At 48.8% G+C, this 16365-nt stretch carries 3 protein-coding genes; all 3 read right to left on the bottom strand.

Going from position 1 to position 16365, the window contains the following annotated elements; all coding sequences use genetic code 11:
• Nucleotides 1–47 precede the first annotated feature (47 nt).
• Nucleotides 48–6518, bottom strand: a complete 6471-nt coding sequence (locus tag ACOJUO_RS25200; RefSeq protein WP_422138551.1) for a hypothetical protein — start codon at nucleotides 6516–6518, stop codon at nucleotides 48–50.
• Between the two features lie 266 nt (nucleotides 6519–6784).
• Complete coding sequence (locus ACOJUO_RS25195) at nucleotides 6785–10162, bottom strand: hypothetical protein (RefSeq protein WP_422138550.1); 3378 nt, start codon at nucleotides 10160–10162, stop codon at nucleotides 6785–6787.
• Between the two features lie 83 nt (nucleotides 10163–10245).
• On the bottom strand, nucleotides 10246–16362 hold the full coding sequence (locus ACOJUO_RS25190; protein ID WP_422138549.1) for a hypothetical protein: 6117 nt from the start codon (nucleotides 16360–16362) through the stop codon (nucleotides 10246–10248).
• Between the last annotated feature and the right edge of the window lie 3 nt (nucleotides 16363–16365).

Below are 16365 nucleotides of genomic sequence, written 5' to 3'. Positions count from 1 at the left end.
GAGGTTGCTTCACCGTGCGGGGAAGCAACTTTTAAAATCGCTCATGGCTATTCCGGCAAGCTGAAAGGTTCACCAGCCGCAGTGGTCTGCTGAGGTTGCAGTGGAAAGCTTGATTGAGAGGCATTTCTCGTATCATGACCGTGAACGTTTTGATCATCGCTCTTTTGCGATTCGTAAAGGGCTCCAAGAGTGTAGAAGTAAGGAATACTTTCTGCGTGGGAGAATGACCATTTGGGCAGTTTTTCCCTGAAGTATTTCTCCCAGCCATTCTCAAACAGCTTTATGGTGCGATCACGGCGTTCACGGAACTGCAGATAATTTTCGTGTCGAGTCCAGCCATACAGGGTGTTGTTTGCTTTAACACGACTAGCGTATTCTTCATCGGTTTCACTGAAGCCCTGAGGCGAAGCAATGGCGGTACGTTGCAAATACTCATCGTCCGTTTCCCCCACGCCTGTCCAGCGATTAATCTTGTCAAGACTCCGGCCCAGAGGTCCACCCAGCCACTGAGTGAGCATCTTGTTGTCGTTCATAAAAAAGTCGAAAGTGAGACTTGACGCCAGTGCGAATCCGAAGGTTTGAGCATAGGTGAACCCGGATATAAGGCCGTGGGCGTATGCTCCAACAGTAGCTACCGGCCCCAGCACAAGCCCGGCGGTGGCAGAAGCCAGAGTTTTCACTTTTTGTGGCGTCGCTCTGTGCAGCAGTGGTACTTGAATCCCTTGTCCGGACCCCATGGACTTCACCAATTCGGGCACCAGACGAACAATGCTGCGATACTTATGTGGGTTGGCATTGTGCTGTCTGGCAAACAGCGCAGAGCCGGTTTTCAACAGAATGACAGAGGACGCAGCTTTACCCAATGGCATGGCCAGTCCGCCCACTTCAGAGATTTGTTCAATGCCACTGTGGTAGGCATATTGCCCGGTTCGCTCAAGATCAACACGGTAGCGTTCCAGCCAGTGCTGAAAAGGTGTGAGCATTCTGTGCAGATAATCCCCCCTGTTGGTCAGGTCCAGCAGATAGAGGTACGACATATTCGAGAGGGACTGAGCGGTGGCCTGCGAGACGGTGTGAGTCGCCAGTAGCGGTTTGTAGCTGGAGAAGTACCAGGTGACCGCCTGTACCAGGAAGGCTGAAGGTTTGACCCAGTATTCCTTCAGCTGCCACTCAACTGCTGCAGCATGAGCCTGCATCAGGGTGTCATGGACAGCCTTGATCAGTTCTGATTCAGACAGACCGACAGCACTGGCATAGGGTGTCAGGGTGTCCTGAATATTAGTCAGGAAGGCTGCCGTCCTGCGGCCGTTTTCAAAGGCAATATCGTCAAGCACATAGTTGGCGATGACTGCGGCTGCGTACTCCTTCATGCCGACGACCGACTCTTTCATACCCGCCGGGCCTGTTGCCGTTACTGTCACAGGAGCAAAGACACTGTACATGAATGCCTCGGCACTCTCATCGGACAGCATCTGGACAACCTCCCTGAACTCAGGCACCCTGACCCCGTGTTTATAACCAAGGAAGTGCTCAAATTCAGCCACTGTCTCATAACCGTCGACACCTCTGACAGCCTTCATGTAGTTTTCAAGTTCAACTTTGCTGATCAGGCCATCACGGAGCAAAGCCATGATTTTGTTAGCACTGGCAGAATGGCTGGCGAAGTATTCCGGTAAGCTTTTCAGGTGCCACGGCTGATGCTCGGAAATGCCTGCCGTCCCGGTCACTGAAGCAAAGATATTCTTGATGAACGCCTCAGCATCCTCATTGGTCAGCATCCGGACAACATGCCTGAATTCAAACAGCCCTACGCCCAGTTTATAACCAAGGAAGTACTCAAATTTATCCGATATCTGATAACCTTTGACACCTCTGACGGCCTTTATGTAGTTTTCAAGTTCAACATTTTTGATCAGGCCTTCACGCAGCATAGCTCTGATCTTTTTAGCACCGGCAAAACCGGTAGCGCAGAATTTCGAGAAGCTTTTCTGGTTCTCGGATACATGCTCGACAAAGAGAACGCCCGCTGAGCTTATGCCATGAATTTCGTCGTCGTATTGCTGAGATGCGGTTTTTATCTCATTCCTGGCCCTTTGCACCAGAATCTGAACTTTTTCAATGGCTTTCCGAAATTGATACTCCGCAAGCTTGAAGGGACGTTTCCGGAAGATCGTCTCCAGGCTCTTGAAAACTTCCACAATATGACTGGCCTGCTTAAACGTCAGTTGGTCTCCGGCCAATGCCTGCAAGCGAATCGGTGCAAATTCATCGTTAAAATCGAAAGTCTTGAGGCAGGGTATTGTGTTACCGCTTTCTACTGCTGATTCTGCCAGACCCATCGCTGCTTCCAGGGCTTGTTTTTTAAGGAAGTGCTGATCAGTGAATGTGTGTATAGCTTTCAGAACTTTTGCCTGTTTCGGTGTGTACTGGAAGGGTTCGCCAGAATTTTTGACGGCTTCTTCGGCAGCCTTCAGGACTTTTTCCATTCTCTCAACCTCTGCTCTGGAGGCTGCAATTTTTGCTATCCAGTCTGCATTTTCAGCTGCCTCTCGGGCTTCTTGCTGAAGCAGTTGCCCGATTTTTCCGCCAGTGCCATCATTACCGCCCAGTTGTAACTGTTTGTCTCTCAGGGCATTAATCCGTTGCTCTCTGCTGTCAGAAGTGCCTGGTTTAAGACCGAGGGATATTTCAGTGGGTTCAAGAAGCGCGTCATGATCCTCCAGGTCTTGTTTTGCATTTGATACCGTTTCACTTTTATCATTCAGGTCTGAATTCAGCGGATCCATGTCGATCTTGTTTGAGGTTGCAGACTTCTCATTGACATCTCCTGATTCGAACAGCTCCTGTTCTTTACGAGCCAGAGTCTCTCGTGCAATAACCTCTGCAGTCATCGCATTGGCTAAATCCGTAGCTTTCTTGTCGTGCTCAAGCAGGAATTCCGTGACCTGACTGTACTTTTCACGGGTAAAAGGCAGCCCACCCCACGCTCTATCGTCTTCAACCGTTGCGTCCCGACCAGGCACTGGATAGGTTTGAATAGAAAAAGTTGCTTCCACCGAATCGGGGTAGCATTGTATCCAGACATTCAGATTTGTTTTGGCTTCCAGTTCCTTAATGATTTCAGCTCGTGCTTCTACACTGTATTCCAGCAGGTTATTTACGATGTCCCTTTTTCGCTCCTGATCGGTTTGCTTGTCACCTGCAGACAGACCCAGGCCGATCTGAAATTGTTTCAATGCCAGATTGAGGGGCGTTTCTTCATCCGGGATATACCGGAGATCAGAAAGGCTACCCACTTTTTTTTGAAAAATAGCTTCGTGCTCAGTTTCAGCTTCTTCTAATGCTCGCCTGGCTGTGGCTACCTCACGATCAAGAACGTATCGGGGTTTAGGTTCCAGGCGAGCCATTTGCCTGTCAAGCTCATTCTCAATGGCTGCAATACGCTCATTAAGGTCAGGCAGACCTGCTCTGAAAAGTTCATCATCCAGCTGTTCAAGTTTTGCCTTAATCAGACTGTTCTGTTCGTCTGTGCCGACATGATCCTCATAGTCCTTCATATTGAGTTGACCTGCAATCTGATGGTTTAAGGTTCTTTTGACGGCTTCATCGCTATATTTTGCGACTACTTTTATCCGTAATTCCTGAATTTTGTTTCTCAGAACCTTCTTCTGGTGAGACAGGTCGGCATCGTCTTCAAACCCTACCTGCAGATCACTGGCCAGTTTAGTTATGAAAGTTTTGCCTCTTTCTTTAGCAGCAGGGTTTTTATAAAGGTCGATATTTAGCTTCTGCTCCAGAGCAATAAGATACTCTTCCTGTCGTATTCTGGCGCGCTGATCCGATTGTTCGATTTTAAAGGTAATACCGTGACGAATACCTGAGAGCACCTGATCCGTCTCCAGCAGACCTCTCTCCAGATCTTCTTTCAGATCTCGCACCACGTCTGGTCTTTCACCTTCCCATAACAGGATCTTGTCCATCTGATCCAGCACGTGATTCGAGATATCACCGCCATCAAACCTGGCACGAACCCTATTCAGTCTTGCTGCTTTGTTATCACCTTGATTGATTTCGATGTTGAGTAATCGTTCCAGGGATTGCAGTATGGCCAGGGCTTCTTCCTCTGACTGCTCTCCGATTGCTCCGATGTGTGCCCGCATTTTTTCAGAAATGGCCTGACGATGGAAATACACATCTTCCTCTTCGGGGAGGGGGTCTTCCTCCAGAGCGCTTTCCACGGCAAGAAGTGTCTCGAATACTTCAGGCAAGACTTTGGGGTGGCCTGGTGTTCTGATGTCTTTCAGTTCATTTTCCAGCTTTGAAAGATCGAAGAGTTTGTTATGCAGCATTGATTCCAGGTTGGTTGGGTCTTCCAGATCTATACCAAGAGTCTCAGCCAGAACGGCTTTTGTCGCCTTGATGAAAGCCTGCTGTATATCGAGTTGATCACCCATTGTCTTAATTTGTTGACGTTGAACTGCCTGTTGAGCGTGCATTGCCATAAGTTTTTCAAGCAGGCATTTTTCCTGATCGTCGACAGCTGCATTGATATCAAACTCCGGAATGTTCAAATGTAAGGCCATGTTTGCATAACGGGCTTTGATGTGTGCTGTTTTTTTGGCCTCTGAGCTGGTGCTTTGTTGCGATTCTTCCAGAGCTTGTTTTTGAAACTCTGTTGTTGCGGCGACCAATCCGTAAATTTCATTAATTCTTTTGCTGATGAGTCTGGCTTGCTCTTCCAGAGGCTGGGTATCATCCCAGTTATCAATACCAAGCTCTGTTGCCGTTTGCGTGTTGCGAGCTTTTGTGGCATCTGTTCTGGCATCATGAACTTGTTTTTTTAGCAATGGAATTTGATCGACATCCCGTTGCAGCGTCTCTATCTGGGTTACCAGAGCATTTATCTTGCCATGAACCTCCGCAAGCTGATCCTCAACATACTGATTTAGTTCCTCCATTCTCAATTCACTTTGTTTTACCAGCACGGCCTCTATTGTCCTGAGCTTCTCCAGCTCGCTTTCCATTTCCAGCAGCTGCCCGATAAAGTCGCCAATGACTTTGGGTTCAAAGCCTTCGTCATGGCCAGAAGAGTCACTAAAAGGTTCAAAATAAGGAGCCTTATACCGACTTACAGGAAAGAGTGAAGTTTCATGAATATCCTGAACAAAGTGCTGGTTAGTCAGAAGATTTCTGAGTACAGGTCTGAAGCCGAAGTGTCTTAACAGTTGAATATGCACCCAGGTTGGCGAGATGTACGTCGAAGTGAATTCAACGTGTTTTAATGCGAATTCAACTTCCTCTGCTCCATCTGAAGTAGCACTGGCCAGTGCATGCAGAAGATTTTCTGTGTATGCAAGGTCGAACACCATATCATCGTAATTTTCACCGAAGTTGAGTCCGGCATCGTGCCTTGCAGCTAAATCCTCCAGCATTATCATCTGAAAGTTTCGAATGATGTGCTGGTAGCTTTTGACCTTGTCTTTTTTAACAGTTGTCTTGTCATCTTGACCGGCTCTCCTCCACCAGTCCATATAGAGGCCTTCCACAAGAGCCATATCGCTGGGGTTCTGTTTCTGACCATGGAAAACAACAACATCCCCCGGAGTCTCAGTCACTTCCAGTTTTGGATAACCAGCAGGGACAGGATAAACCTGTGTCTCATCCTCGACGTGTACAACATAGCCGATGGGTTTATGGTCTGACAGCAGATCTTCCAGGGCATACTGTTGTATCTCTTTCCCCAGAACATGCACCTGGGTATAGGCAGAGGTGGCTGCTGCCAAAAGCACCTCATCATTGACAAAAAGTGACTGACCCAGACGCTGCAGCTCAGGAGGCCGGTCGCCCGCAGCGACAAGGCGCATGAAGGTGCGCCCGTCCACCTCAACCTTGTCTACTTCAAGGGTGGCAAGGACAACATAGTTATCGGCTTCACCAGGGTTTCCTGCTCTTTCATGCGCACCTCTCAGCACTCCCACCAGATGACCGGGGCTGGCCATTCCGGTAAAGGGTTCCAATGCCCAGGCGACCCCTGATTGACTGCGAACAGCCCGAATTGAATCCTGATGGGTCATACTGTCGCTGACTTCGATGAGCAGTTTCTCTTCTGCAAGGTTATGGGTAAACCTGAAGACCCCCTTATTACCCACCTTGAGGATTTTGGTGTACTTCCGGGCAACGTCATTCTCGCCGGTCTCAAACTGATCAACAATGGCAACGCCACCCTCGATGCCGGAAAGAACGTCTGTGAAGCCTTCAGAAGGAATGTCATAGCCCGCTCTGACTTCAGTCTGATCAGGGTAGGTGGTGGTAAAGGATTTGGCTATTGGCTGCGAGTCATCATCCAACGTTGGCTTAACGATGACCTCGCTCTGGATAAACTCCACCTGTTCACTGCCCGAAATATCAACAGATCTTGTCTGCAGCCTGCGATTGGCCAGTGCCTCTGTAGCAATGATGGAAGAGCTGATGGCAACGGCCACGGCTAGGCTTAATGCATTGGGGCGGATATTTCTCATTCTATTACCTCGAAGCTGAGTATTTTTATTACTGTAAAAAGTGATTGCTACGGCAAACGAAATGACAACTCCCAATCGCTTATGGCTGTCAATCACTTATTCGAGTGGCTTCAAGGCTCTTTTACGTTAACGGAGAAATGTCTGTGGGCTCAGAAGGTAAGCTTACACATGTCTCCATAACCGGTGTTTTGTCACTGCTGTGACAATGCTGGTGGTTGTTTGTTGTCTGATTTATTCACCGGCGCTTTCTTATTATTGCCCTGTTGCTACTCGTAGAAGGCTCCAAGAGTGTAGAAGTAAGGAATGCTTTCTGCATGGGAGAATGACCATTTGGGCAAATTTTCCCTGAAGTATTTCTCCCAGCCATCCTCATACAGTTTCATGGTGCGATCCCGGCGTTCGCGGAACTGCAGGTAATTTTCGTGTCGAGTCCAGCCATACAGAGTGTTGTTTGCTTTAACACCGTTTGCATAGTCTGTATCGGTTTCATCGAAGCTTTGAGGCCTGGCAATAGTCGTACGTTTCACATATTCATCTGTCGTTTCCCCCACGCCTGTCCAGCGATTAATCCTGTCAAGACTGCGGCCCAGTGGCCCACCCAGCCATTGAGTGAGCATCTTGTTGTCGTTCATAAAGAAGTCGAAAGTGAGGCTCGACGCCAGCGCGAATCCGAAGGTTTGGGCATAGGTGAATCCTGATAAAAGGCCATGGGCGTATGTTCCGACCGTGGCTACCGGACCCAATACGAGACCGGCTGTGGCAGAGGCCAGGGTTCTCACTTTTTGTGGTGTCAGTCTGTGCAGCAGCGGTATCTGAACGCCCTGACCGGAGCCCATGGATTTGATTATTTCCGGCACCAGACGGGAAATACTGCGATACATCTGCGGGTTGGCGTTGTACTGTCTGGCAAACAGCATAGAGCCGGTTTTCAGCAGGATGACGGAGGAGGCGGCTTTACCCAATGGCATGGCCAGCCCGCCCACTTCAGAGATTTGTTCAATGCCGCTGTGACAGGCATATTGGTCCGTTCGGTCAGGATCAACACCGTAGCCTTCCAGCCAGTGCTGGAAAGGTGTCAGCATCCGGTGCAGGTAATCACCTCTGTTGGTCAGATCCAGAAGATAGAGGAATGCTATGTTTGAGAGAGATAGCCCGGCGGCCTGCCGGGAGGTGTGGGTCGCCAGCAGGGGTTTGTAGCTGGAGTAGTACCAGGTCACAGCCTGCAACAGGAAGGCTGAGGGTTTGATCCAGTAATCCAGTAGCTGTCGTGCAACCGTTGCGGCACGGGCCTGCATTAATGTGCCATGGATAATCTTGATGAAGTCTGATTCAGATAGTCCGGCAACATTGGCATAAGGTGTCAGGGTATCCTGAATATTGGTCAGGAATGTTGCCGTCCTGTGGCCATTGTCAAAAGCAATATCATCAAGAACGTAGTTGGCGATCACTGCAGCTGCGAACTCTTTCATGCCGGTAACAGACTCTTTCATACCTGCCGGGCGCGGGGCAGTATCACCCCCGCCCGGCTCTGCCTGCCTGTTTCTCGGGGCATTAATCCGTTGTTTATTGGTTTCAGAAGCGTCTGATTTTAGTCCCACAGACTCTTCAGTCGCTGCTTTTTCAGCGTCTGTAACGGTTGTCTGAAGGTGTCGCTTGACCAGAGCTTCCTGCTGTTCGAGGTGTTTCAGAATGGCCTGTTGACGAGCCTCCGGGGCATCTTCTTCGTCAGAGATCAGGCCGAGCTCAGTTTCCATGTTGTCCAGTCTCTGCGGAGTCTCCTCGTCGTCCAGTTCTGTCTTATACCTTATATGCTGTTGAACAGACTGAAGGCGGGCAACAAGATTATTTTCATTGTCTGGAGCAATACCGAACAGGTCCTCAAGGCCTTCCAGTTTTGTAGTGATAATTTCATAGTCAGGCTGTTCTGTTGCAGCAAGGGTTGTGGCCAACGTCCGCTTGATTTCCTGAATTTTCTTGCTGATGGTTCTGACTTGTTCTCTGGGCAGAAGGTTAGCCCAGTTCTCAATACCAAGCTCTTCTGCCGTTACGCGAAGTAATTTTCTGTTCAGATTCTTGAATTTGGTCTTTTTTGCCCGTTGCTGCTCCAGGTTGTTGTGTAACTCAAGCAGCTGTCTGGCCATGTCAATCATGACTTTGGAAGTAAACTCCTGGTCTTTTCCGGAATCGATCTGCGCTTCATTGATATCGCCGATGATGGGTATCGCCTTGCGAATAATCTGAAAAAAGTGCGGGTTCTTAAGAAGATTTCTAAGTACGGGTTTGAAGTCAAACTGTTTTGCGAGTTGATTACACATCTGGGTTGGCGTGATGACTAATGAAGCGATTCTGATGTGCTCCAGTGTGAACTCAAATTCTTCTGTTCCATATGTTTTATCTGGAGTAGCCAGTGCCAATGCCTGCTGGAGAGATTCATAGAATGCAAGTGAACGCGCCGCCAGTTTATCTTCGCGGGAAAGGATCGTCGGTTGAACTTTGTTAACGCCAGCATTGCGCCGCGCAACAAACTTCTCCAGCAGTGCCATCTGCCTGTTTCGAATGACGAACTCGTAACTTCTGATCTTATATCTTCTAAGCATTGTGATTACTGCAGGGGCGGGGTTATTACCTCCGGACTGTACCCAGAGTTTATAGAGGTTTTCTACAAAAGCGACATCATGGGGATTCAACATCTGACCATGAAAAACAATACCCTCCCCCAGAGCTTCTGTTATCTCCAACTTTGGATAGCCCGCAGGCACAGGATAAACCTGTGTGTTATCCCCGAAGTGCTCAACATAGCCGACGGGTTTGTTGTTTGCCAATAGTTCGTTCAGAGCCTGCTGTTGTATATCCTCTCCCAGGATATGAACCTGGATGTAGGCAGAGGCGGCAGCTGCCAGAAGAGCCTCATCATTGACAAAGAGTGATTGACCCAGACGATGCAGCTCAGGGGGCTGGTCGCCCGAAGCGATAAGGCGCATGAAGGTGCGTCCATCCACTGCAACTTTTTCGACTTCGATGGTAGCAAGGGCAAGATAGTGATCACTTGAGCCGAGGATTCCTGTCCTGGTACTGGCAGCTTCCAACAGATCAGCCAGTTGCATGGGGGTGGCGATTTTCGTTAAGGGTTCAAATGGTGGCCTGATATCTAAATGTTCACGAACAAACGCAACTGAATCCTGCTCGGTCATTCCGCCTCTGACTTCAATGACCAGTTCCTCTTCTGCAAGGTTATGGGTGAACTTGAAGATTCCCTCACCATCTACCTTAAGGACTTTGGTATATTTCTGAGCAACGTCATTCTCGCCTGTTTCAAACTGATCAACACTGGCAACGCCCTCATTACCGATACCATAAAGAGCTTCTGTAAAACTTATACCTATAGCGGGACGAGAATAGTCGTCATTTTCTGAAGGCGCATAGGGATAGGTGGTGGTAAAAGATTTGAGTACTGGTTGCTGGTCATCACCTAAAGTTGGCTGAACCATGACCTCACTGCGGGTATCCTCAGAACCGCCATTGTCCAGAAGCCAGGCATATTTTGTCTGCAGTTTGCGAGCGGCCAGTACCTCTGTATTGATGATGCAAGAGCTGATTGCAACGGCCACTGCAAGGCTTAATACATTGTGACGGGTATTGCTCATCGATTTTCCTACTTGTCCCACTTCTCATCAGTTTCAAGCTGATCGCCTGAGGTGGCAGTTCGAAAGCTCGATTGATGGGCATTTCACTTCTCAGGAACAGGCACTTTTTTATTATTGTCCTGTTGCCACTTGTAGAAGGCTCCAAAAGTGTAGAAGTAAGGAATGCTTTGTGCATGGGAGAAGGACCATTTAGGCACATTTTCCCTAAAGTATTTCTCCCAGCCATTCTCAAACAGTTTCATGGTGCGATCGCGGCGTTCGCGAAAATGCAGGTAATTTTCGTGCCGCGTCCAGCCATACAGGGTGTTATTTGTTGTAACAAGGTTTGCGTAGGCTTCATCGTTTTCATCGAAGCGTTGGGGCCTGGCAATAGTTGTACGTTTCACATATTCATCTGTCGTTTCCCCCACGCCTGTCCAGCGATTAATCCTGTCAAGACTGCGGCCCAGTGGCCCACCCAGCCATTGAGTGAGCATCTTGTTGTCGTTCATAAAGAAGTCGAAAGTCAGGCTCGACGCCAGCGCGAATCCGAAGGTTTGGGCATAGGTGAATCCTGATAAAAGACCATGGGCGTATGTTCCGGCAGTGGCTACCGGACCCAATACGAGACCGGCTGTGGCAGAGGCCAGGGTTTTCACTTTTTGTGGTGTCAGCTTGTGCAGCAGTGGTATCTGAACTCCCTGTCCGGAACTCATGGATTGCACTATTTCCGGCACCAGACGGGAAATACTGCGATACATCTGCGGGTTGGCGTTGTACTGTCTGGCAAACAGCATAGAGCCGGTTCTCAGCAGAATGACTGAAGACGCGGCCTTGCCCAATGGCATGGCGAGCCCACCCAGTTCAGAGATTTGTTCAATGCCGCTGTGATAGGCATATTGGCCAGTTCGATCAGGATCAACACCGTAGCCTTCCAGCCAGTGCTGGAAAGGTGTCAGCATCCGGTGCAGGTAATCACCCCTGTTGGTCAGATCGAGAAGATAGAGGAACGACATGTTCGAGAGGGACAGCGCGGTGGCCTGCCCGGCGGTATGGGCCGCCAGCAGGGGTTTGTAGCTGCAGAAGTACCAGGTGACAGCCTGTACCAGAAAGGCTGAAGGCTTGATCCAGTAATCCAGTAGCTGTCGTTCAACCGCTGCGGCATGGGCCTGAATTAATGTGCCATGTACAGTTTCGATCAGGACTGACTCAGATATTCCGGCAGCATGGGCATAAGGTGTCAGGGTATCCTGAACATTGGCCAGGAGGGCTGCCATCCTGCGGCCATTGTCAAAGGCAATATCGTCAAGAACGTAGTTGGCGATGACTGCAGCTGCATACTCTTTCATGCCGGAAACAGACTCTTTCATACCTGCCGGGCCTGAGGCGGTAGAGGGCACAGGAGTAAAGGCACTTTGCATGAATTCATCAGCACCCCGATCGGACAGCATCTGGACAACCTTCCTGAACTCAGGCACCCTGACGCCGTGTTGGTAGCCAAGGAAGTGTTCAAACTCAGCCACTGTCTGATAACCGTCGACATTTCTGACGGCTTTTATATAGTTCTCAAGTTCAACCTTGCTGATCAGACCTTCACGCAGCAGACTTATGATCTTGTTACCGCTGGCAGAATGGGTAGCGAAGTATTCCGGGAAGCTTTTCAGGTACCCTGATTGATGCTTAATGAAGTGAACGGCTGCTTTGCCCATGCTGCGAATTTCGTCGTCGTATTCCAGAGCCCCTTTTTTCATTTCGTGCCTGGCCCGGCGAACAAGCCTGTAGACTTCTTTCAGGTCATTCCCGGGCAGATCTCCAGCAGACTGGAAAGAGGATTCCGGGAAGGCCTTCTTCAGGCTCTTGAAAACTTCCACAATCCCACCGGCCTGTTTAAACGTCAGTTTGTCTCCGACCAGTGCCTGCAAGTGAATCGGTGCAAATTCATCGTCAAAATCGAAAGTCGAAAGGTGTGGTATTTTCTTATCGCTTTCCAGTGCTAACTGTGCCAGACCCATTGTCGTTTCCAGAGCTTGCTTTTTGAGAGAGTGCTGCTCTGCGAAAGCGTTTATAGCGGTCCGAACTTTTACCTGTCCCGGCGAATACTGGAAGGGACCTCCGTCATTTTCGATGGCCTGTTCTGCAGTCTCAAGGACCTCCTTCAATCGCTCAATGTCTGCGTTTCTGATTTCAATTTCATCTTCCAGATAGGCCTGTTCCTGAACCGGATGCCGGACCTTGCCGACAGTACCCTCATTCCTGCCCGTGACTTGAGAGGACTTTTCCCCGGTTAAAATGAGTTCATCCTCGACTTCATGGGATTCGCTCCGACCATGGGCATTTGCGCAGTCTTGATTGCTACGAAGCCTATTCAGTCTGCGATGAAAAACATCCAGCTCACTTTCAGCTTCTGCTAATAACCACCTGGCTCTGGCCGCATCACGGTCAAGCAGGTATCGTGGTTTGGGTCCCAGGCGAGCGAGTTGCCTGTCAAGCTCATTATCAATGGCTGCGATACGCGCATTAACGTCAGGCTGACCCGCTTTGAAAACTTCTTCATCCAGCTGTTGGAGTTTTGCTGTGAAACTTTTGCCTCTCTCTTTAGCAGCAGGGTTTTCACGGGGGTGGATATTTAGCTTGTTCTCCAGAACGATAAGGTGACTTTCCTGTTGTTTTCTGGCTCGCTGATCCGATGCTTCGACGATATGATTAAGACGATCACGAATCGTCGTGCGTTTGATATCCACCTCCAAAGGGTTTCCCTCCAGATCTTCCCAGTCTGGCCTGTTATCCCACCAGAGCACCTTGCGCATCTCGTCCAGCTCGTAATTGGAGATATCATCGGCATCAAGCCTTGTTAGAATCCTTTCCAGTCTTACTGTTTTGTAATCAGCTTCATTAATTTTGATGTTGAGTAATCTTTCCACATGGTCCAGTCTGACCCGGACCTCTTCCTCCGACTGCCGTCTGGCCTCTCTGATGTAAAACCGAATATGTTCAGAAATATACTGACGAAGGACATACACACTGTCCATTTGGTCGAAGTAAATGTGTCCCTGGAGGGCCCTTAATGTGTCACGAAGTGTCGCCAATACCTCAGGCATGAGTTTGGGATGGCCTGGTGTTTTGATGTCTTCCAGTTCAATTTTCAGCTTTGAAAGCTCAAAGAGCCTGTCATTTACCTTTGATTCCAGACTGGTGCGGTCTTGCAGACGGGTGTCTTCGGACGGATCAATACCGAGAACCACTGGCAGAGTGTCTTTTCTGGCTTTGGTGTAAGAATCCTCCCTATTGAGCTTATGACTCATTGCCTTAAGTTGCTGACGCAGACTGTCTTGTTGAGCGTTGATTGCCTCAAGATTTTGAATCAGTTGTTCTTGGAGAACGTCAGGATCTGCATTGCTATCAAAATCCTGAATGTTTAAATATGCGGCAATGTTTGAATAGCGGATTTGCTTTTCAGCGTCTCTTTCAGCATCTGTTCTGGTGTTCTGTTGTTGAATAAGTTGTTGAGCGATCAGGGCCTGGCGTTGATTAAGCTGTTGCTGAATGGTCTGGTGACGGTCTTCCAGATCCTTGCCATTGTCCTGGGGCAGACCGAGCTGACTTTCAATGCTGGTCAGTACACTCTGGATTACCACATTGTTCAGTTCTGCCTTTTGTTGCAGCTGCTGTTGCATGGACTGATAGTAAGCATACAAATCGTTTTCATTGTTCAGTGTAATACCGAGCTTGCTTTCCATGGGCGCCAGTCTGGCTTTTACCGCTTCTTCCCATGGCTGCACTGCTGCGGCATCTGTTGCGCCATCTGTTGCAGCAACCGATCTCTTGATTTCAAGAATTTTCTCTCTGATGGCGCTGGCTTGTTTATCCAGGGGCTGGGTATCGTCCCAGTTATCAATACCAAGCTCTGCTGCCACTTGAGTGTTGATATCTGCTCTTTTTTCTGCTTCGGCATCACGAACGCTTTTGTTCATCGTTGTAATCAGATTGATCATCTGCTGCAGTTTCTGTAAGTGGTTTTTCTGTGCTTTCAGGTTTTGTTGATATTGACGCCGAGGTTGTTGTTGACTGTCCTGATGCAATTGCAGAAAAAGTTGCTCCAGAATGATCTTTTGACGGGCTTCGGGGTCATCATTGCTATTCGTAACCAAACCGAGTTGACCTTCAACGAAAGCCAGTTGATTCAGGAATACCTCACTGGACTGATCTGCCTGTTGCTGCAGATGATCCAGAATGGACTGAGAGCGGCCACCCAGATTGTTTTCATTGTCCGGAACAATGCCGAGCTGGCCTTCAATCACTGCCAGTGTTGCTTTCATATCCTGTTCCCAGGGCTGTCCTGATGCAACATAATAGGTTGATTGGCCGGTTTCATGAATTTTGTTTTCCAGAAGTCCGGCTTGTTCTTCTGGTGCCAGAGTATCATCCCAGCCATCAATACCAAGCTTTGCTGCCGCATGGGCGCTGCGAACTTTTGCGACTTCTGCCAGGGCATCTCTGACCTGTTTTTGCAGTTCAGGGATTCGTTTGAGCTCCTGCCGAAGCTGATCTATCATGTTTTTCGTCGTCAGGAAATCTTGACGAAGCCGTTCAGACTCATGCTCAAGTGTCTGTTCGGTTCGCTTCAGTTTCTGTTTTTCCTCATCGCTGGCAATGATCATTGCCGTCAGCCTGTCTTCTAATTTTTTGGCCCTCAGGATGAGTTCGGTCTTACTTGCCTTCAGCTCTTCCTGCGTACTTACTATCTCAAGCATCTGTTCGCTAATGTCGGCCAGGACTTTAGAGGAAAAGGAAGAAAACCTTGTTTCTTCGGCATCAGTAAAGAGATTCATCATTCTGTTGGCGAAGGATATAAAGTTGTGCAAATTCTGAAAAAAATTATAGTTAGTCAGAAGATTTTTAAGTACGGGTTTGAAGCTGAAGTTTTTTATGAGTTGCAACTGCATCCAGATTGGCGTGATGAGCGATGTAGTGATTCTGATGTATCCTGTTGTGAACTCAAATTCATCGGTTCCATCCGGAGTAGCAGCGGTTAAAGCCTGCTGAAAGGCTTCATAGTAGGCAAGCTTAGCCAGTTTATCTTCGTTAAGTTTGACATCGTGCTGTGCAGCCAAATCAGCAGCAAACTCTTCCAACAGGGCCATTTGACTGCTTCTGATGACGTGCCTGTAGCTTCTGATGCTGGCTTTTTTAACCTCGGCAGTGAGCTCCAGAAACTGATGCTGTTCCCAGGGGATATGCTGGCTTTCCACAAAAGCGATATCGGTTGGATTCTGTTTCTGACCACGGAAAACAACTACCTCTTCCGAAGCCTGATCCACTTCCAGCTTTGGATAACCAGCAGGCGCAGGATAAGCCTGTGTGTGATCCTCGACGTGTACAACATAGCCGACGGGTTTATGGTACGACAAGAGTTTGTCGAGCGCTTCCTGTTGTATATCTTCCCCCAGAACATGAACCTGGGCGTAAGCAGAGGTGGCGGCTGCCAGAAGCGCCTCATCGTTAATAAAGAGCGATTGACCCAGACGCTGCATTTCAGGGGGCCGATCGCCCGAAACGATATGACGCATAAAGCTGCGCCCGTTCACTGCAACTTTGTCTACTTTAATAGTGGCAAGGGCAACATAGTGATCAGCTTCGCCAAGACTTCCTGCTCTTTCGCTGGCACCTTTGAGCACTCCGGTCAGTTGTTCGCGATTGGCGATTTTTGTTAAGGGTTCTAATGGTTGAATGTCACCTGATTGAGCACGAACAGCCGCAATTGAATTCTGATCGGTCATTCCTTTTCTGACTTCAATGACCAGTTCCTCCTCTGCAAGGTTATGAGTGAACCTGAAGACACCCTCATCGCCGACCTTGAGAACTTTAGTGTACTTCTGAGCAACGTCATTGTCGTCGGTTTCAAACAGATCAACACTGGCAACGCCAGCCCCGATGCCAGAGAGAACGTCTGTGAAGCCTTCAGAAGGAACCTCATAACCTGCTCTGATTTCAGTTTGATCAGGGTAGCTAGTGGTAAAGGATTTCGGGATAGGCTGCTGATCATGACCTAAGGTTGGCTGAACCATGACTTCACTTTGGGTAAACTCCACCTGTTCATTGACCTGAATATCGACAGACTTTATTTGCAGCCTGCGATCGGCCAGCGTCTGTGTAGCAATGATGGAGGAGCTGATTGTAACGGCCATTGCAAGGCTTAATGCATCGGGGCGGGCCTTTGTCATTCT

Source organism: Endozoicomonas sp. ALC020, assembly GCF_049275935.1.
GTDB lineage: Bacteria > Pseudomonadota > Gammaproteobacteria > Pseudomonadales > Endozoicomonadaceae > Endozoicomonas_A.
Note: the sequence above shows the minus strand (reverse complement) of the source record. Positions and strands in the feature narration are given on the sequence as shown.

Coding starts and splice junctions, on each gene's coding strand:
- ACOJUO_RS25195 (WP_422138550.1), bottom strand. CDS start 10,162: ATGAGCAATACCCGTCACAATGTATTAAGCCTTGCAGTGGCCGTTGCA.
- ACOJUO_RS25190 (WP_422138549.1), bottom strand. CDS start 16,362: ATGACAAAGGCCCGCCCCGATGCATTAAGCCTTGCAATGGCCGTTACA.
- ACOJUO_RS25200 (WP_422138551.1), bottom strand. CDS start 6,518: ATGAGAAATATCCGCCCCAATGCATTAAGCCTAGCCGTGGCCGTTGCC.